The organism is Kribbella flavida DSM 17836, assembly GCF_000024345.1.
In the GTDB taxonomy this organism is placed as follows: Bacteria; Actinomycetota; Actinomycetes; order Propionibacteriales; family Kribbellaceae; genus Kribbella; species Kribbella flavida.
This window is the reverse complement of the sequence record NC_013729.1, coordinates 7,436,553-7,454,448: the sequence shown is the minus strand read 5'-3', so window position 1 is coordinate 7,454,448 and position 17,896 is coordinate 7,436,553. Positions and strand designations below refer to the sequence as shown.

The 17,896-nt window shown below is 71.7% G+C and carries 21 protein-coding genes; 8 read left to right on the top strand and 13 right to left on the bottom strand.

Annotated features, from left to right (window positions below; all coding sequences use genetic code 11):
• Positions 1 to 9 precede the first annotated feature (9 nt).
• Positions 10 to 825, bottom strand: coding sequence for an ABC transporter permease (locus KFLA_RS34610; protein WP_012924505.1), 816 nt, complete (start codon positions 823 to 825; stop codon positions 10 to 12).
• The gene (locus KFLA_RS34605) at positions 822 to 1,796 is read right to left on the bottom strand and encodes an ATP-binding cassette domain-containing protein (RefSeq protein WP_012924504.1); all 975 of its coding nucleotides are present in this window, start codon (positions 1,794 to 1,796) and stop codon (positions 822 to 824) included. The genes KFLA_RS34610 and KFLA_RS34605 overlap by 4 nt, the downstream gene beginning before the upstream one ends.
• Before the next feature lie 88 nt (positions 1,797 to 1,884).
• Between KFLA_RS34605 and KFLA_RS34600 the strand changes: the two genes are divergently transcribed.
• Positions 1,885 to 2,853, top strand: a complete 969-nt coding sequence (locus KFLA_RS34600; protein ID WP_012924503.1) for a helix-turn-helix transcriptional regulator — start codon at positions 1,885 to 1,887, stop codon at positions 2,851 to 2,853.
• 44 nt (positions 2,854 to 2,897) lie between these two features.
• Here the strand turns inward: KFLA_RS34600 and KFLA_RS34595 are convergent, their stop codons facing one another.
• Positions 2,898 to 3,917: a phosphatidylinositol-specific phospholipase C domain-containing protein gene (locus KFLA_RS34595; RefSeq protein WP_012924502.1), complete on the bottom strand. Its 1,020-nt coding sequence runs from the start codon at positions 3,915 to 3,917 to the stop codon at positions 2,898 to 2,900.
• A 123-nt stretch (positions 3,918 to 4,040) separates the two neighbouring features.
• Positions 4,041 to 4,985 (bottom strand): prolyl aminopeptidase, encoded by a 945-nt coding sequence (pip, locus tag KFLA_RS34590; RefSeq protein ID WP_012924501.1) that lies wholly within the window; start codon positions 4,983 to 4,985, stop codon positions 4,041 to 4,043.
• Positions 4,986 to 5,029: 44 nt separating this feature from the next.
• Between pip and KFLA_RS34585 the strand changes: the two genes are divergently transcribed.
• Positions 5,030 to 5,542 (top strand): MarR family winged helix-turn-helix transcriptional regulator, encoded by a 513-nt coding sequence (locus tag KFLA_RS34585; protein WP_012924500.1) that lies wholly within the window; start codon positions 5,030 to 5,032, stop codon positions 5,540 to 5,542.
• On the opposite strand, the gene KFLA_RS34580 is transcribed toward KFLA_RS34585, so the two are convergent.
• From KFLA_RS34580 to KFLA_RS34565, 4 genes are read right to left on the bottom strand one after another with little or no spacing between them, the layout of a single operon-like run.
• Entirely contained in the window at positions 5,495 to 6,181 is a 687-nt protein-coding gene (locus KFLA_RS34580; protein ID WP_012924499.1) for a 2OG-Fe(II) oxygenase, read from the bottom strand. The genes KFLA_RS34585 and KFLA_RS34580 overlap by 48 nt on opposite strands.
• A 36-nt stretch (positions 6,182 to 6,217) precedes the next feature.
• Positions 6,218 to 7,123 carry a UbiA prenyltransferase family protein gene (locus tag KFLA_RS34575; RefSeq protein ID WP_012924498.1) on the bottom strand — a complete coding sequence of 302 codons (906 nt, stop codon included), beginning with the start codon at positions 7,121 to 7,123 and terminating at the stop codon, positions 6,218 to 6,220.
• A 56-nt stretch (positions 7,124 to 7,179) separates the two neighbouring features.
• Complete coding sequence (locus KFLA_RS34570; protein WP_012924497.1) at positions 7,180 to 8,046, bottom strand: Vgb family protein; 867 nt, start codon at positions 8,044 to 8,046, stop codon at positions 7,180 to 7,182.
• Positions 8,033 to 9,622 carry an ABC-F family ATP-binding cassette domain-containing protein gene (locus KFLA_RS34565; protein WP_012924496.1) on the bottom strand — a complete coding sequence of 530 codons (1,590 nt, stop codon included), beginning with the start codon at positions 9,620 to 9,622 and terminating at the stop codon, positions 8,033 to 8,035. Before KFLA_RS34565 ends, KFLA_RS34570 begins: the two co-directional genes overlap by 14 nt.
• A 121-nt stretch (positions 9,623 to 9,743) precedes the next feature.
• On the opposite strand from KFLA_RS34565, the gene KFLA_RS34560 reads away from it, so the two are divergent.
• Both KFLA_RS34560 and KFLA_RS34555 read left to right on the top strand, forming a co-directional pair.
• Positions 9,744 to 10,340: a TetR/AcrR family transcriptional regulator gene (locus KFLA_RS34560; protein ID WP_012924495.1), complete on the top strand. Its 597-nt coding sequence runs from the start codon at positions 9,744 to 9,746 to the stop codon at positions 10,338 to 10,340.
• Between the two features lie 62 nt (positions 10,341 to 10,402).
• Positions 10,403 to 11,167: an SDR family NAD(P)-dependent oxidoreductase gene (locus KFLA_RS34555; protein WP_012924494.1), complete on the top strand. Its 765-nt coding sequence runs from the start codon at positions 10,403 to 10,405 to the stop codon at positions 11,165 to 11,167.
• Positions 11,168 to 11,193: 26 nt separating this feature from the next.
• Here the strand turns inward: KFLA_RS34555 and KFLA_RS34550 are convergent, their stop codons facing one another.
• Positions 11,194 to 12,702, bottom strand: a complete 1,509-nt coding sequence (locus KFLA_RS34550) for an LCP family protein (protein ID WP_012924493.1) — start codon at positions 12,700 to 12,702, stop codon at positions 11,194 to 11,196.
• 101 nt (positions 12,703 to 12,803) lie between these two features.
• Between KFLA_RS34550 and KFLA_RS34545 the strand changes: the two genes are divergently transcribed.
• A complete protein-coding gene (locus KFLA_RS34545) occupies positions 12,804 to 13,286 on the top strand; it encodes a GNAT family N-acetyltransferase (protein ID WP_041289622.1) in 483 nt (160 codons plus the stop codon).
• Here KFLA_RS34545 and KFLA_RS34540 read toward each other — a convergent pair.
• Positions 13,276 to 14,163 (bottom strand): alpha/beta fold hydrolase, encoded by an 888-nt coding sequence (locus KFLA_RS34540; protein ID WP_012924491.1) that lies wholly within the window; start codon positions 14,161 to 14,163, stop codon positions 13,276 to 13,278. The two genes, KFLA_RS34545 and KFLA_RS34540, sit on opposite strands and share 11 nt — an antisense overlap.
• Positions 14,164 to 14,356: 193 nt before the next feature.
• Between KFLA_RS34540 and KFLA_RS36985 the strand changes: the two genes are divergently transcribed.
• Positions 14,357 to 15,205 (top strand): DUF3152 domain-containing protein, encoded by an 849-nt coding sequence (locus KFLA_RS36985; protein WP_012924490.1) that lies wholly within the window; start codon positions 14,357 to 14,359, stop codon positions 15,203 to 15,205.
• A 1-nt stretch (position 15,206) separates the two neighbouring features.
• Here the strand turns inward: KFLA_RS36985 and KFLA_RS34530 are convergent, their stop codons facing one another.
• The 3 genes from KFLA_RS34530 to KFLA_RS34520 form a co-directional block, all read right to left on the bottom strand.
• Positions 15,207 to 15,572, bottom strand: a complete 366-nt coding sequence (locus tag KFLA_RS34530) for a VOC family protein (RefSeq protein ID WP_012924489.1) — start codon at positions 15,570 to 15,572, stop codon at positions 15,207 to 15,209.
• An 85-nt stretch (positions 15,573 to 15,657) separates the two neighbouring features.
• Positions 15,658 to 16,209, bottom strand: coding sequence for a MarR family transcriptional regulator (locus tag KFLA_RS34525; protein WP_012924488.1), 552 nt, complete (start codon positions 16,207 to 16,209; stop codon positions 15,658 to 15,660).
• A complete protein-coding gene (locus KFLA_RS34520) occupies positions 16,206 to 16,991 on the bottom strand; it encodes an NUDIX hydrolase (protein ID WP_202797058.1) in 786 nt (261 codons plus the stop codon). The genes KFLA_RS34525 and KFLA_RS34520 overlap by 4 nt, the downstream gene beginning before the upstream one ends.
• A gap of 90 nt (positions 16,992 to 17,081) precedes the next feature.
• Here KFLA_RS34520 and KFLA_RS34515 point away from each other — a divergent pair, with 90 nt between their 5' ends.
• On the top strand, positions 17,082 to 17,312 hold the full coding sequence (locus KFLA_RS34515; RefSeq protein WP_012924486.1) for a hypothetical protein: 231 nt from the start codon (positions 17,082 to 17,084) through the stop codon (positions 17,310 to 17,312).
• Between the two features lie 164 nt (positions 17,313 to 17,476).
• Entirely contained in the window at positions 17,477 to 17,863 is a 387-nt protein-coding gene (locus KFLA_RS34510; protein WP_041289621.1) for a VOC family protein, read from the top strand.
• Positions 17,864 to 17,896: the final 33 nt, after the last annotated feature.

The following is a 17,896-nucleotide window of genomic DNA, read 5'->3' as shown; positions in this document are numbered from 1 at the left end:
GGTCGCAGGTCAGTCCGCGGACCGCAGCATCGTCCGGATGCCGACCGTCAGGCCGAGGGCGGCGGTGACGAGGGCGGCGACGAAGCCCCACAGGACCGGCGCCGACAGCACGTCGCCGGAGAACAGCGTGCGCTCCGCGTCGACGAGGTACGTCAGCGGGTTGAACTTCGAGGCGGCCCGCATCCAGCCCGGCCCGGTCTCCAGCGGGAGCAGCATCCCGGACAGGATCATCAGCGGGAACAGGAAGGTCTGCTGGACCACCCAGAACATCCAGTCCTGCTTGCGGACCGCGATCGCGAGCGCGTAGCTGAACGCGCCGAGCCCGACCCCGAAGACCGCCAGCAGTGCCAGCCCGACCACCGCGCCGGCCAGGTGCAGCTCGAACCCGAACGGCACCATCACGGCGATCACGATCACCGCCTGCCCGAACAGCGGCACCATCTCCTTCAGCGCCCGGCCGATCAGCAGTGACGACCGGGACAGCGGCGTCACCAGCATCCGCTCGTGTGCCCCGGTCTGGAACTCCATCAGCAGGTTCGACCCGGTCGCCGAGGTACCGAACAGCGTCGTCATCACCAGGATCGCCGGCACGAACCACTGCCAGACCCCGCCGTCCAGCGTGCCGCCCATCGATCCGGCCAGCAGCGGCCCGAACAGGCCCAGGAAGATCAGCGGCTGGATCATGCCGAACAGCAGCGTGAACGGGTCCCGCAGCACCGGCCGCAGCTCACGGCCCATCACGATCCGGATGTCGCGCAGCAGATTGCGGTCGGCGACCTCGACGCTCGGCGTCGCCGTCCCCGGGGAAACAGTCAGGGTGCTCATGCTGCGGCCTTTCCGTCGGTGTCGGCCTCGCGCAGGCTGCGGCCGGTCAGGTTGAGGAACACGTCGTCGAGCGTCGGGCGGTGCACCTGCGCCGCGGCCACCGGTACGCCGTCCTGCTGGGCCGCGCCGAGCAGGATCGGCAGCGCTCCGGGTCCGTCGGTGACCCGCACGCTGACCTGGTCCCCGGTGCTGGTGAACTCCCGGGCGCCGGGCAACCGCTCGGCCAGCTCCTGGATCCGCGAGTGGTTGCTGGCAGCAACCGTCAGGACGATCCGGTCGCCGGCCAGCCGGGTCTTCAGCACCTCGGCGGTGTCGTCGGCGATCACCTCGCCGTGGTCGACCACAACCACCCGTTCGGCCATCGAGTCGGCCTCGTCCAGGTAGTGCGTGGTGAGCACGATGGTCATCGCGTGCTGCTCGCGCATCCGCAGGATGTGCTGCCACAGGTTCGCCCGGTTCTGCGGGTCCAGGCCGGTCGAGGGTTCGTCCAGGAACAGCAGGCCGGGCGCGTGCACCAGTCCCATCGCGACGTCCAACCGGCGCCGCTGCCCACCCGACAGCTCGGACACCTTGCGCTGGGCGAGCTCCTTCAGCTCCAGGTTCTCCAGCAGTTCCGCCGTCCGCCGCTTCGCCGCCCGGCGGTCCATCCCGTAGATGGCGCCCTGGCCGAGCAGTTCGTCGCCGACCCGTTGCGAGTGGCCGGCGCCGTTGCCCTGGCCGACGTACCCGATCCGCCGGCGGACCCGGGCCGGGTCGCTGCGCACGTCGTACCCGGCGACGGTCGCGGTGCCGGAGGTCGGGGCGATCAGGGTGGTGAGCATCCGCAGCGTGGTGGTCTTGCCGGCGCCGTTCGGGCCGAGCACGGCGACCAGTTCGCCGGGTGCGACGTCGAGGCTGATGCCGCGGACCGCGTGCACGGTCTCGGTACGGCTCACCACGAAGTCTTTGGTGAGCTCTCGGGTGCTGATCACGGGGTGTCTCCTTCATCGGGGCTGGTGAGAACGACCTTTCCAGGAGAAGAGGACAGGTTCTGGCCGCCACTTCTGGCAATCTGAGGACATGTCCGAAACCTCGGCTCGACTGCTCGCGCTGCTGTCCCTGCTCCAGGCCCGGCGTGACTGGCCCGGTGCGCTGCTGGCCGAACGGCTGGAAGTGAGTCCGCGCACGGTCCGCCGCGACGTGGACCGGCTCCGCGACCTCGGCTACCCGGTCCGGGCCAGCAAAGGCCCGGACGGCGGCTACCGGCTGGACGCCGGGGCCGACCTGCCGCCGCTGCTTTTCGACGACGACCAGGCGATCGCGGTCGCCGTCGCGCTGCAGACCGCGACCACCACCGTCACCGGGATCGAGGAGGGCGCGTTGCGGGCGCTCGCCACGGTCCGGCAGGTGATGCCCGCCCGGCTGCGGCAACGCGTCGACGCCCTGCAGGTGACGACGGTCGACCGGTGGGCCGGCTCCGCGCGCACGAAGGTCGACTCCGAGATCCTGATCGCGGTCGGTACGGCGGTGCGCGCCCGCGAGGTACTGCGCTTCGACTACGCGTCGCCGGGTGCGGAGTCCGGCGAGTGGGTGCCGCCGCGCAAGGTCGAGCCGCACCACCTGGTGACGTGGGGCGGCCGCTGGTACCTGGTCGGCTGGGACCTGGAGCGCAAGGACTGGCGCACGTTCCGGGTCGACCGGATGCGGCCGAAGTCGCCGGCCGGGCCGCGCTTCACGCCGCGCGACCTGCCCGCGCCGGATGTCGCGACGTACATCTCCTCCCGGTTCAGCAGCCAGCCGCGGTGGGCCTGCCGGGGCGAGGCGATCCTGCAGGCGAAGGCGGCCGACATCGCGGGCTGGGCCGGCCGGGAGGCGGTGGTCGAGGAGCTCACCCCGACGAGCTGCCGGCTGATCCTGCCCGGCTGGTCGTGGACCGGGCTGGCGGCGGCCTTCGGCATGTTCGAGTGCGACCTGGAGTTCGTCGGCCCGCCGGAGCTGAAGGCGGCCGCGGCCCAGCTCGCCGCCCGGTACACCGCCGCCGCGTCCTGACCTGGGAGGGCGGGCCCAGGTCAGGACACGGTGAGGGCGGGGCCTCAGCTTCGGGGCGTGGTGAGCGAGACGATCTGGGGGTTGGTCCAGTCGCTGGAGACGACGGTGGCGCCGTGGGCGGCGAGCTGCCGCACCCGGTCGGTCGCCTGCTGGACCGTCGGGTTACGGGCGTCGATGGCTGGGGCGACGTTGTGGGCGTCGACCATGACCAGCAGGTAGTTGTTCGCCGTGTAGAAGGCGGTCGAGCCGGCGTACCAGGTGCTGGCGTTGCCGTCGAAGGTCACGTACCACGGGGCCCGGGCGCCGCCGCGCTCGCCGGTGCGCGGGTCGGTGGCGGAGGCGCCGTTCACGGTGGTGAACATGGTCGCGCCGGCCAGGTTTCCGGCGGCGTTCAGGCTGATCAGGTGGTCGGCGTACTCGAGATCGGTGTCGTAGTGGTCGAGCGGGTTGCCGGCCTCGAACGCCCCGGTCTCCACCAGGACGACGAACCTGCCGCGCAGGCTCTCCCGGCTCGGCCAGCCGTTGGCGCGCACGGCGGCGTCCAGGGTCGCGGCCGATCCCTTCACCTCGGCCGGGCGCAGGATCGCGCCGGCGCCGAGGGCGTTGGTCAGCAGGGCGTCGAACTGGGCCGGCCCGAAGCCGTTGCGGCCGTCGAAGCCGTTCTTCAGCTCCAGCTTGAGAATGACCGGGGCGTGGTTCGGATTCTGGTCGTGCCAGAGGCGGAGGTTGCGCAGGCAGGCCGGCAGGCTCTGGTTGCGGGAGCCGGACCGCAGGGCGGCGAAGGTGGTCGCGGACGAGCAGTTGTTGGCGTTGCCCGGATCGTGGCCGACCCAGTAGGCGCGGGAACCGAGGAAGTTCTGCCAGATGTCGAGCTCGAGCATCGACGCGCCCGACTCCAGCGCGTCGACCAGCCACGGGAACGTCGACTGCACGTAGGCGTTGTGCACGCCGACGCCGGTGACTCCGGCGATCGAGGCATCGGCCCGGGTCGCGGCCTGGGCGGTGGGGGACAGGGAGAACGCCGCGGTCAACGCCACCACGGCAGCCAGCACGAAACGCTTCACGGAAACTCCTCAAGGGGCGGATTGAGGGACGCGTCGGGTGCGACCAGCCTGAACCGGCCGCGCCCACAGCGTTACGCACCGTGGCGTGTCGAAGACGAAACGTCAGTAAACAGCGCGGGTCGATCAGCGGTCGGCGAAGGTCGCGATCGCGTCGGTGACCAGCTCGGCGACCGCCGGCCCGGCGCCATGACCGGCGTGTTCGACGATTGTCAGTTCGGCGTCCGGCCAGCGCTGGGCGACCTTCCACGCGGCCTCGACCGGGCTGCTGAAGTCGAGCCGGCCGACGATCAGCACGCCGGGAATCCCGGCCAGCTTGTCCGCCTTGCGTTCCAGCACGCCCTCCTCCAACCAGGCGGCATGGCCCCAGTAGTGCGACACCAGCCGGGCGAACCGCAGCCGGAACCGAGGATCGTCGTACCGCGGATCGGGCTGGATCCCCGCCCCGTGCGTGGCGACGTGCGTGTCCTCCCAGGCGCACCAGTTGCGCGCCGCCCGGTCCCGCACCTCCGGGTCCGGGTCGTGCAGCAGCCGGCTGTAGGCGAGCGCGAGGTTGCCGTCCCGGTCCGCCTCCGGTACGCCGTCGCGGAACCGCGCCCACTCCGCCGGGAACACCCGGCCCATCTCCCGGGTCACCCACTCGACCTCCCGGCGCGTGGTGTTGGTGACGCTGAACAGCACGATCTCCGACACCGCGGACGGGTGCTGCTCGGCGTACGCGAGTCCCAGCGTCGCGCCCCAGGAGGCGCCGAGCACCAGCCAGCGCTCGATCCCGAGTTGCTCGCGCAGCTGCTCCATGTCCGCGATCAGGTGCCAGGTCGTGTTCGTGCTCAGGTCCACTTCCGGGTCGCCCGCGTCGGGCGTGCTGCGACCACAGTTGCGCTGGTCGAACAGCACCAGCTTGTACTTCGTCAGGTCGAAGTACTTCTTCCAGAACTGCCCTGCTCCCGAGCCGGGCCCGCCGTGCACGACCACCGCCGGCTTGCCCTCGGGGTTGCCGCAGACCTCCCAGTACACGCGGTGCCCGTCGCCGACCTCCAGCAGGCCGTGGTCGTACGGCTCGATGGTCATGAACGTCCTTCCGGTAGATGTGACAGCGCTGTTAGAGTGTACCCATGGACGGCGCGCTCGGCACCCAGTTGCGGCATCTGCTCGAGCAGATCGACGGGGACGTGGCCAAGGTCTACCGGGACCTCGGCCTGGCCGAGTACCGGCCGCGGTTCTCGCCGATCGTGCGCACACTGGTTGCTCAAGGCCCGTTGTCGGTGCGCGAGCTGGCACTGGCCGTCGGCGTCACCCACTCGGCCGCGAGCCAGACGGTCGCCCAGCTCACCAAGGCCGGCTTCACCACCCAGGAGCCCGGCCCCACCGACGCCCGCCAGCGCATCGTGCACCTCACCGACCGCACCCGCGAGCTGCTTCCGGCCATCGAAGCCGAGTGGACCGCCACCACCGCCGCCCTGGCTTCCCTCGACCGCGAGCTGCCCTACCCGCTCGCCGACTTCCTCGCCGAGCTCCAGAGCGCGCTCACCACCAAGCCCTTCCGTCAGCGCATCGCCGACCACGCCGGCGCCGAGCTGTCAGGCAGCGTCGTGAAAAACCAGTCCGAGCGTCCGCCGCGTCCCTGACCGCACGGTGCTCACCCCGTGCCGGACCGGCGCCGCCGACCAGCCACGCGTCGACCGCACCGGCCGGTCGCGCGTGGTGAAGATCAGCCCGCGGCCCTGCGGCAACGAGGTCACCGTTGCTCGCGACTGCGCCCGAGGCCGCTGCTCCACCAGCAGGAACTCGCCGCCGTCGTGATCGACGCCGGGCCGGTCCAGCCCGATCACCACCTGCAGCGGGAAGACCAGGTCGCCGTACAGGTCCCGGTGCAACGCGTTCCAGTCGCCGGCCTGGTACTTCAGCAGGATCGGCGTGGGGCGTTCCTGCCCTGCCCGATGACAGGCGTCCAGCCATTCAGCCAGCGAATCAGGCCATGGCGCCGGCTGCCTGAGACGCTCGGCCCACTCACGCGCGATCGGCAGCAGCCGCGGGTAGAACGCTTCCCGCAGCTCGCGGATCACAGCGGGCAGCGGGTAGGCGAAGTAGCGGTACTGCCCGGAACCGAAGCGGTAGCGCGCCATGTCGATCGTGGCGCGGAACCGCTCGGCGTCGTCGTACCAACTGCTGATCTCGGCGCACTGCTCAGCGGTGAGCACCGGGGGAGTCAGCGCACACCCGACCGCGTCGAGCTCGTCGGCCAGTTGGTCCCAGTCGAAGTCCATGACTGTGGAACGCTCCGGGCCGCCGAGGCGTGAGGGCTAGAGAACGCCCGTGTAGGTGAGCGCGAACGCCGCACACGGGATCAGAAAGAGGGTGGCGAGCGTGATCACCTGGCGGAAGGTCTGGCCTGGCCCGATCAGCCGGCCGTACGCCGCGACGAGCACCGGCACCATCACGATCTCCAGCGCGAGCATGCTGCGCGGGATCACCATGTCGAGGGCTGCCAGCAGCACGGACAGGGTCGCCGCCGCGATCCAGGCGGCGTACCCGAGCCGGTACGTCGTACTCGCGCCGAGCCGGACCGCGATCGTCCGGTAGCCGGCGGCCCGGTCAGCCGGCAGATCGGCGAGGGTGGTCGGCAGGTACAGGCCGATCGCCGCGAGTGTGCCCTGCAAGGCCATCACCCACGGGAAGCCGCCGAGCTCCGGCGTCACCGCGGCCCAGCCGGCCAGCGGGCCGAAGGCGCCGAGGGCCAGCGAGTTCGACGCGACGTCGAAGCCGGCGCGGGTCTTCAGCCGGACCGGCGGCACGCTGTAGGCCCAGCCGAGCACCAGCGCCAGCAGCACCCCCGCGGTGAACACCCAGCCGACGAAGCAGGCGACCAGCAGCGCGGCAACTCCCGCGCCGACCGCGAGCTGCTTGGCCTGGCGCACCGAAACCCGCCCGTCGAGCAGCGGCGACGCGGACTTGCGCGGGTTCAGCAGGTCGCCGGGCAGGTCGTACGCGTCGTTGATCGCCAGCACCGCCAGCCAGAGCAGCGGCCCCATCACCACCGCGCCGACCAGCAGCCGCGGCCACAGCTCCACCGGCGGCACCAAGCGGTGCGTCGCCAGCAGAATCCCTACGTAGTACGGCACCACCGACACGATCCAGAACGCCGGCCGACCGACCGCCAGCACGTCCCGCAGCCGCGGACGAGCTTCAACCGCCACCAGTGTGGTCACGGCTCCACACTGCTCGTCAGCGGCGGCCGGGGCCTCCCTCCGACGGGGGAATCACCTCACTCCTGAGGCTGAACGTGAGCAACGGAACCCTGCTCCAGCGCCACCCAGACCGACCCGTCCGGCCCGACCGCGAGGCCGTGCGGCTCCGACCCGTCGCCCAGGGCAACGGCCGTCACCACCGTCCCGGCGGCGTCGAGGCGGACCACCGAGCCGGCGCCCCACAACGTGACCCAGCAGCCGCCGTCCGGCGTCGCCACCACCGCGTGCGGTTTCGCGTCGCGGTCCGGCAGCGGGAACTCGGTGATCGTGCCGTCCGGCGTGATCCGGCCGACCTGCCCGGCCAGGATCTCCACGAACCACACGCCCGCCGGCCCGCCGCTGATCCCGACCGGCCCGGCGCCCTCGGTCGGCAGCGGGTACGTGCTGACCTGGCCGTCGACCGTCATTCGCCCGATCGCGTTCGCCGCGTTCAGCGTGAACCACAGCTCCTCCCCGGCGCTGGTGATGTGCGCCGGGAAGCCACCCGGCGTCCCGATCGGATGCTCGGTGACGGCGCCGTCCGGCCCGATCCGGCCGATCAGGTCCGCATCCATCACCGTGAACCAGATCCCGCCGTCCGGCCCGACGCACACCCCGTACGGCGAACCGCCCGGCACCTCGACGGCGGAGACGGTGCCGTCCGCCCCGATCCGGCCGATCCGGTGATCGCCGCTGCGGGTGAACCAGAGCACGTCGTCCCGGTCGGCCACGATCACGCTCGGCCGGCTGCCGTCCGCCGCCAGGTCGAAGCGTTCCACTTGGCCGTCGGCGAGCCGCGCGACCGCTCCCGCGTGGACCAGCGTGGTCCAGACTTCGGTGCCGCGCAGCGTCACGCCGTACGGGCCGTCGCCGGGCGCGCCGATGCTGATTTCACTGACTGACAAGGGTGTTCTCCTTCAGTTCGAGAATCTCGCCGCGCCAGCGGGAGACGAAGCGGCGGTCGTGGCTGACCACGACCAGGGCACCTTCATACGCGTCCAGCGCTGCCTCCAGCTCCTCGACGAGCACCAGCGACAGGTGGTTCGTCGGCTCGTCGAGCAGCATGACGTCGTACTGGGCGGTCAGCAGGCGGGCCAGTGCGAGCCGCCGGCGTTGACCCGTCGACAGGGCGCCGACGCGGGTCTGCAACTGATCAGGCCGGAACAGACCGAGCCCGCCGGCGCCCCGGTGCCTGGCCAGTGCCGTGCGCAACCGCTCGTCCGGCCGGGGCTCGACGACTTCCTGGCTGAGGTAACCGAGCCGGCCCCGATGCTCGACGAAGCCGGTGTCCGGTGCCAACCGGCCCGCCAGCACGTCGAGCAGCGTGGACTTGCCCGCGCCGTTCGCGCCGGTGATCAGCACCCGGCCGCCCGCCGGAACCTCCAGCGACACCGGGGCGAGCCGACCCTGGACCGACACCTCCACCGCGTTCACCAGCACACCGGACGTCGCGCCCGCGGTCCGCAGCGAGGCGGCGAACCGCAACGGCTTGGCCGGGACCGGAGGCGGATCGGCTTCCAGCCGCCGGAGCCGTTCCTTGGCGTTGCGGGTCTTGCTGCGCTCCGCCTCGTTGACCCGGCCGCCGGCCCGGTCGTAGGCCATCTTGTTGTTGTCGCTCATCGGCCGCCCGTACGCGACCCGGTCGGCGGCGGTGCCGACGGCGAGTTTCATCGCCGCGACCTCGTCCTCCCAGAGCTGACGGGTCTGCTCTGCGCGGGCTCGCTCGGCGGCCTTCTCGGAGAGGTACCCGTCGTACCCGTTGCCGTAGCGGGTCACCCGGTGCGTGTCGCCATCCACCTCGAACAACGTGGACGCCACCCGCTCCAGGAACGCCCGGTCGTGCGACACCACCACCGTCGTACCGGAGCGGGACCGGAGGTGATCCTCCAGCCACACCGTCGCGGCGACGTCGAGGTGGTTGGTCGGCTCGTCGAGCAGCAGGACCTCCGGTGACGCGGCGAGAACGGCCGCCAGGTGCAACCGGGCCAGCTCGCCACCCGACAGCTCGGACAACCGCCGGTCACCGGGCAGCGCGGACAGGCCGAGGCCGTGCATCGCACGGGCCAGCCGGGCGTCGGCGTCGTACCCTTCGCGGGCCTCGAAGGCGCTCTGCAGGTCGCCGTACTCGTCCAGCACCTCGAGGTTGCCATCGGCAAGTAACTGCTCGACCTCGTGCAGCCGGGACTCGATCGCCCGCAGGTCGGCCAGCGCGTGGTCGGCGACCGCCGCGACGTCCAGGTGCAGCGGCAACGGGTTGTCCTGGGCAAGGAAACCGACACCGCCGCTCGCGACCACGGTGACGGTTCCGTCGTCCGGCTGCTCCACGCCGGCGAGCAGCCGGAGCAGGGTGGACTTGCCGGAACCGTTCTCGCCGATCAGGCCGCTGATCCGGCCCGGCGGGAACGCGCAGCCGACCTGGTCGAGCACGACGCGGTGGTCGTACGCCTTGGAGACCTGCTGCAGGGACAGCTGGGGAGACATGGGTGTCCTCCTGACACGCGGGTTCGAACGGTGGGCCGGGTGCGGGCCACCGGAACAGCGGCGGGTCAGAGGATCACGGGCGCGCTCCTTAATGCGACGAATGTTGCGTTAAGATGATGCCATGAGCTCGCCGCAGTTCGCAACCCGTCCCGGCGGCCGCACCGCGCGGGTCCGCTCCGACGTGCTGCGGGCGACCGAGCAGGAGCTGGCCGAGCACGGGTACGAAAGCCTCGCCATCGACGCCGTCGCCGCCCGCTCCGGCGTGCACCGCACGACGATCTACCGCCGGTGGAAGACGGTCGACGGGCTGCTGTCCGACCTGCTCGAAGCCGGACGCGACGACCACTGGGCGCCGGCCGACACCGGCTCGCTGGAGTCCGACCTGATCGCGCTGAACCGCGAGGTGCATGCCGCCCTCGCGAGCGGGCCCTCCGTCACGACCGCCGTGATCGCGGCCTCCTTCCGTACGCCGCAGGCAGCCGCCGCGTTGACCCGCTTCTGGGACGACCGGTACGAGCGCAGCGCGGTGCTGGTCACCCGGGCCGCCGAGCGCGGCGAGATCCCCGCGGACACCGCGGCCGAGGACGTCGTGATGGCGGCGACGTCGCCGATCTACCACCAGCTGGTCCTGCGCCGGCGGGCGATGTCCCGCGCGGACGCCGATTGGCTGGCGCGCGCCACGGCCGCCGCCGCCAAGGCCGGCGCCTTCGCCCGCTGACCGCTACGCCGGCGGCGACCGCACCGCCTAGGCTGCCTTCTACACCGATGAAGGAGGCCGTAGTGTCTGGACGTCTGACCGACGAGGTCGTGCTGGTGACCGGCGCCGCGCGCGGAATCGGCCGCGCGATCGCCGTCAAGGCCGCCGCGGAGGGCGCCGCCGTCGCGCTGCTCGACATCCTGCCCGGCGAGCTGACCGCGACCGCCGAGCAGATCGCCGCCACCGGCGCCCGGGTCGCCGCGGTCGTCGGCGACATCACCGAGGAGAACTCGGTGCGGACCGCTGTCGGCGACGTCACCGGGCAGCTCGGCCCGGTCACCGTGCTGGTCAACAACGCCGGCAAGAACGCGTACGCCGACGCGACCGCGATGACGGTGGCCGAGTGGGACAGCGTCTTCGACGTCGACCTCAAGGGCGCCTGGCTGATGGCCCGGCAGGTGCTGCCGGCGATGATCGCGAGCCGCCGCGGTGCGATCGTCAACATCGCCTCGATCCACTCCAGCCTGACCACCGCCGGCATGTTCCCGTACGCCGCGGCGAAGTCCGGCCTGGTCGGCATGACCCGCAGCCTCGCCCTCGACGTCGCCCCGCACGACGTCCGGGTCAACGCGGTCAGCCCGGGCTTCATCGCCACCGATCTGCTCGAGGAGTTCTTCGACACCATTCCGGGTGCCCGCGACTCCGCGCTCGCCGTGCATCCGCTCGGCCGCATCGGCACCCCCGAGGACGTCGCCGAGGTGGTCTGCTTCCTGGCTTCTCCGGCCGCCGCCTTCGTCACCGGCGCGAATTGGGCGGTCGACGGCGGCCTGGGCATTCGTTACGCCTGAACCGTCGTCAGCGACCTTGCCGCCGGTCAGCCGGTCGGGCGGTAGGCGCAGGCGTCGGACAGGTCCTCGGTGGGGGTGGACGGCTTCACGGTCGGAGTACCGCGGGTCGTCGTCGGGCGACTCGTCGGGCGCGGGGTGGAGGCGGCCGCCGGGCGGCCGCCCAGCGCCTTCGCGACCAGCGCGCGCATCGCCGGGTAGTTCGGGTTGCGGCCGTTCGGGAAGTTCTTCTTCTTGTTCAGGTCGATCGTGGTGATCTTCGCGGACTTCACCTTGACGCCCAGCCCGACCAGGTCGCCGAGCAGCGTCTGCGGGAGGTCGGTGCGGATCAGCCGCTCGCCGGCGGCGGCGATGTCCCGGTAGTTGGCCAGCACGTTCTGCGGCGTGGCGCGCTCGACGATCGCCTTGATCACGCAGCGCTGCCGGGCCTGCCGGGCGACGTCCGCGCCGGGCACCTTGTACCGGCCGCGGGCGAACCACAGCGCGTCGAAGCCGTTCAGCTTGCGGTTCGGGCCGGGCTCCAGGTAGCGGCCCGGCGGAATGCCCTTGTCGTCGTCGCCACCGACCGGGACCGGGTAGTTGATGTTGACCGTGATGCCGCCCAGTGCCTGCACCATCTTCTCGAAGCCGGACAGGTTCACCTGCACGTAGTAGTGCAGCTGCAGCCCGAGCGCCTCGCCGACGGACAGCTTCAGCACGTCGGCGCCCCGGTTGTCGGACTCACCCAGCAGCTCGGCGTCGTCCCGCGGCACGTTCCGGAACATCGCGTCCAGGTAGTACTCCGGCTGCTCCTGGTCCTCGTCGACCCGCGGATCCCAGTAGCCGGTCGGATACTTCGCGTGCAGCGGCGTGCCCTTCGGGAACGGCATCCGCATGAAGTTGCGCGGCAGCGAGATCAGCGCGGTCGTTCCGGTCCGGGTGTCGATGCTCGCGACAAGCACGCTGTCCGCCCGGGCGCCCTCGCGGCCCTCGCCGTCGTCGGCGCCGATCAGCAGCACGTTGAGCCGGGGCAGTTTCGCCCACGGGTCCTTCTGGTCGACGTTCGGGCGGGTCCCGCTCTTGGCCTCGCCGCCCGCGAACACCTTCGTCACCAGGCTGCGCTGGGCGACCAGGTTGTGCGCGCCGAGCGCCGAGCCGGAGGCGATCGAGAAGCAGACCAGCCCGATCACCAGCGCCCCGCCCAACCGGCCCCCGATCCCCGTGTGCAGCGGCCGCAGCATCTTGTACGACGTGACCAGGACGACGACCAGGCCCAAGCCGAGCACCGCGAGCCCGACGGTCAGGCCGAGCAGGACGTCCGGGTCCAGGGCCCAGGCGATCGCGTCGTCGCGGCGGACCAGCGCGACGTACGCCGTGGCGCCGTACCCCAGGACCGCGACGGTGGTGAGCGCCGCGCCGAGCCGTCGGCGCCCGGCCACCAAGTACGCCGTACCGGGGAGCAGCGTGCCGAGCACGGCGATCGCGAGCGCGCCGAAGCCGGTCCGTTGCCGGGGGCTGCGAGGTCTCGCTCTGCGGGCTCTGGTCGCGCTCGGGGACATGGCTCCACTCGTGCCGGGGTCAGGGCGGGTGGACGCCTCCCCGGGTGGCGTCCATCCGGTTCGATTCAGTCCGTGGCCGGAAAGTTCGGCAGAATTCCCCGGTGACCGATCTGCAGGTACGCCGAGCCAAGCCGGACGACGCCGCGGCCCTGGTCCGGCTGCGCAGCCTGATGCTGGCGGCGATGGGTCTCGAGGTCGGCGGCGAGGACGCGCCGTGGCGCGAGGTCTCGTTGCGCTACTTCGCCGACCAGCTGGCCGCGCCGGAGACCTTCGCGGCGTTCGTCGTCGACGACCCCACGGCCGGAGTGGTCGCCGGAGCGGCCGGCCACTGCCACCCGCACCCACCGGGCCCCAAGGACCTGACGCTCAGCCGCGGCAGCCTCTACAACGTCAGCACCGAGCCGGCCTTCCGCCGCCGCGGACTGGCCCGGCTGTGCGTGATCGCCCTGCTCGACTGGTTCCGCGACGAGACCGACGTCGGCCAGGTCGAGCTGCACGCCACCCAGGACGGCGAACCGCTCTACCGCTCGCTCGGCTTCGTCGACAGCAGCTACCCGACGCAGCGGCTGCGCATCAGGCGTTGACGAGCCAGCCGAGCATCCGCCGGTACGCCGCCTCGTTCTGCACGTGGCCGCCGGCGTACTCGTGCCGCGTCGCCCCGGGAATCGCCGCGGCCAGGTGGTCCGCCTGCCGCCGGCTGCGCAGGTCCTTCGAGCCGAACCACAGGCTCACCGGCCCGTCGATCGCGTCGAGCGCGAAGCCCCAGTCCCGGGCGAACGCGAGATTGTCGTCCACCCACCCGTCGTGACTGTCGACGAAGGTCGCCCGCAGCCGGGCCATCGAGGCGGCGCTGTCCCGGGCCGGCGGGGCAACCACCTCCGGCGCTTCCGGGTCGGGCGGAAACTCGGGGCCGCCGGCGTCGACCAGCGCCATGATCTGCCGCGCCGCCGCCTCGATCTCCGGCCGCAACCGGTGCTCGCCCCGGGCCGCCAGCCAGGAGGTGAGATTGCGCCGCGGGTCCGGCTCGTCCTCACCCGGTGCCGGGCCGTCGACGAGCGGCGGAGCGATGCTGCCCGACACCGCACAGCGGGTCACCCGGTCCGGCAGCAGGGCAGCGCAGGCGAGCGCATGCGGACCGCCGCCGGAACCTCCGGCCACCGCGAACCGGTCCCAGCCCTGCGCGTCCGCGAGCAGCCGCACGTCCCCGACCACGTCGGCCACCGTGCGGCCGGGCTGCCGCGTCGAGTCGCCGTACCCGGGGCGGTCGGCGACCAGCAGCCGCACCCCGCTCTGCTCGGTCGCGCGAACGACGTCCGGCCGCTTCCACCGGGTGCTCGGCGAGCCGCTGTGGAAGATCACCGGGACGCCGCCGGGTTCGCCGTACAGGCAGTAGCCGACCTGCCGGCCGTCCGGTGTCGGGACGGTGTGGGCCGGTGGCGGGGTCCAGGGCGTCTCGGTCACACCTGATCCAAGCCGACCTCCGGCGCCGCGACAAGGCTGCCGAGGCTGAAACCCACGAGGGCGTCTCAGGCCCGTCAGATCCGGATCACAACTTCTGCCCGGCACGGGAGCGGAACCGAGAAGGGGGAACTGGCCTGCAGACAAGAACAGGGTGTGAACGCGTTCGGCCCCGGGCGCGGTGAGGAGTCGTGGGATGCGCAAGCTGAGGGTCGCCGGTCTCGGCGTGGTGGTGGCGGTCGTGGTGGCCGGGCTGGTCCAGCTGCCCGCCAGCCCGTTCGCCCGGCACGACCTGTCCGACCGCGAGCCTGTCGGCGTCGTCACCGCGCGGCCGTCCGCCGCCCAGCCGGGAGCACCGGCCGGCGAGGCCGAACGGCAGGACGACGCAGCGGCAGAGCCGAGCCCGGGCAGCGGCCAGGCCTCGCAGTCCACCCTCGCCGACGGGGAGGTGATCAGCTACCCGCAGGCGGGTGGGGTCTCGTACACGGTCCTGCCGGGGGACGCCGCGACGATCGGCACCGGCGGCAAGCTGCTCACCTTCGAGATCGCGATCGAGAACGGCATCGCCGGCATCGACCGCCCCGCCCTGGCTGACTTCGTCCGGAGCACGTACGCCGCTCCGCAGGGCTGGACGGCCGGCGGCAAGTGGCGCTTCCGCCAGGTCGGGCCGGGCCAGAGCCCCGACTTCACGCTGATGTTCGTCACGCCCGCGACCCGGGACCTGATCTGCGGCGGCGGCTACGACCGCTACACCAGCTGCCGGATCGGCGACCGGGTCGTGCTCAACATCGCCCGCTGGGTGCATGGCGTGCCGAACTACGGCGGCTCGCTCACGGCGTACCGGCAGTACATGGTCAACCACGAGACCGGCCACCGGCTCGGCGAGGCGCACGAGCTCTGCCCCGGCCCGGGTCAGCCGGCGCCGGTGATGCAGCAGCAGACCCTGGGCCTGCACGGCTGCGTCGCCTACGCCTGGCCTCACCGCGACGGCCGGCGCTACGAGGGCAGGCTCGGCAGGTACAACGACCCGATCCCCGCCGCCTGACTCACTGCTCGATCACCGAGAGCACGTTGCCCGCCGGGTCCTTGAACCAGGCGATCGGTGGGCCCTCGTTGCGGGCGATACCCAGCTCGTCCTGGTCGTCGCCGTACCGCTCGAAGCGGATGCCGCGTTCGGCCAGCGCCCGGACCGCCGCGGTGATGTCGTCCACCGGGAAGTTGAGCACCGTGTACTCCGCGGGCACGTGGTCCTGCTTCGGGTAGACCAGCACCCCGTGCCCGCTCGCGATCTGGAGCGTCAGCATGCCGTTCTGTTCGGTCACCTCCAGCCCGAGCGTCTCGGCGTAGAACGCCTTCGCCGCCGGGATGTCGTCCACCGAGAACCCGCTGAACGCCTTCGTCTGCCTGAACATCGCTGCCTCCTACCGGGTGACTTGTTCTCTCACCAGGTACGTCGGTGCGATCGGCCTGCTCTCGACATCGGCGGCCGGTGCCGGGTCAGTTGTTCAGGACGGGGTGCGGCACCACCTGGTTGACCGCGGCGGTGACGGTGGCGGTTTCGAGGCCGTCGGCAACGGTGTGCAGCAGCCGCACCAGGTGGGCGGCGTCGGTCGGCCCGAGAATCCCGGTGATCACGTCGAGCACCCGCACCGTCAACGCGTCCAGCTGCGCCAGCCGGGCCTGGCCCATCCCGGTGACGGCCAGCGTCGGCTCCGTCCGGACCAGTCCGAGCGCCACCAGCTCGGCGATCGCCAGCTCCGCCTCACCTGGGCTGGTCCCGATCTGCTCGGCCACCTCGGCCGCCGAGGCCCGTCCGTTCGAGATCGCGCTCAGCACCAGGGCCGCCGGCATCTTCATGCCGACCGCGTCCTGCAGGCCGAGAATCAACGGGTGCGCGTGGCCCCGGACCCGCTCCACCGCGTCGAGCAGCCGCAACGCGTCACCGACGTCTCCGATCAGGTGCTCGGTCTGGACGGTGGCGATCCCGGTCAGCGGCGCTTCCCGGTCGGGAACAGCCAGCGCCTTGGTTCCGGCGTCTTCGATGGTCACCGTTCCAGCCTACGGATCCGCCCGGCGACTTCGGCGTGTCGTTCCTGAGGAAACGCTGTGAATTGCGCCGAGCCGGACATTCGAACAGGCGTTCCGGCGGCAACCTTGGTCAGGAACCGCCGCAAGTGCGGGTCGAAAACCCGCTGCCCGGCCGCCGCGACCTCCGCCGGCGACCACCACCGCACCCCGCCGAACTCGCTTCCGTCCGTCGTCAGCTCCATCCCGCGCCGGCCCGCCACCACGAACCACAGGCTGACGTCAGTGTGCCCGCTGTCGATGCCGACGGTCTCGGTCACCGTCACGAACGCAGGCCGCCGCCCGGGATCGACGAACGCGGCCGCGATCCCCAGCTCCTCCGCGACCTCGCGCGCCGCAGCATCCGCCGGATCCTCCGCCGGCTCGACGTGTCCACCCGGCGGCAACCACAGCCCGGCATTGCGATGCTCGACCAGCAGGCTGCTGCCGTCGGCCGGGTCGAGCACGGCGACGTACGCCACCAGGTGCGGCGTCGGGGTGGCCGGCTTGGCGCGACGGTAGATGTCGTCGGTGCTCTCCAGCCAGCGGACCGTGCGGTCGCGGTGCTCCGCTTCCAGGGTGTCCAGTGGCTGGATCTGGCTGACGAGCTGGTGGACGTGCTGCACGGACGGTCGCATGCAGCGCATTCTCGCAAAGACGCCAGAAACAAGGGAACAAATGTTCGAAATGGCGTGCCGGAAAGCCCAGTTTTTCTTGGTGGAAACCCGAAACCAGGCGTGACCTCCGGGCGCGTTCGTGCGTTGCACCAGACGTGACGGTGAACACACGGCACGCCGTCATCGCGCTCGCTCCGCGTTCTCCCGCCGACCATCCCGAGAACTGCCCCAGGAGGACCAGTGACAACCGCCACCGCGACCCAGACGTCCGAGCGCCGACGCGTCCGAGTCTGGTTCGGTGAGCACGTGATCGCCGACTACAACGCCGAGCCGGCGTTGGCCGAGCGGTACGCCCACGCCATGAGCCGTCGCTTCGCCGGACTGCGGGTCACCAACGACCCGATGCCTGCGGTCGACCGGCTCCCCGACCCCCTGCCCGGCGAGCGCATGTGGGACGTAGCACCCCGCTGATCCCGGGCACCTCCGCGGAGGTGCCCGGCCAGTGACCATCGGTCGGCGGCAGGCGAGCGCGGGCGCTCGGCCCCGCGTCTGCCGCCCGGCCCGAGCCATGTCGAATCCCTGCCACCGGCTCCGACGTCGCGGACATGACTGATTTCCTCTCGCAGCAGCCCCCGATGGCCCGCCCCGTTCTGAACAGCATGCTGCTCGGCAGCACCGACCCCGACCGGCTGAAGACCTGGTACCGCGACGCCTTCCACGCCCGCGTCGACGGCTACGGCAATCTCGACCTCGGCGGCTTCGGCCTGGTGATCGAGTACCGCGACGACGTCGCCGCCCGGGCGCCCGAGCCCGGCCGGTTCATCGTCAACTTCGCCGTCGACGACATCCAGGCGGCCGCCGCCCACCTACGCACGCTGTCCGTCGACTGGCTGGTCGAGCCCGAGGACCGCGGCGTCGGCCACTTCGCCACCCTGCGCGACCCCGACGGCAACTACGTGCAACTGATCCAGATGAAGCCCGAGTACTACGCGAACCAGCAGACGACGGCCGACGTGTCGTAGGGCGTGTTGATCACGTCCCTGCGTGATCAACAC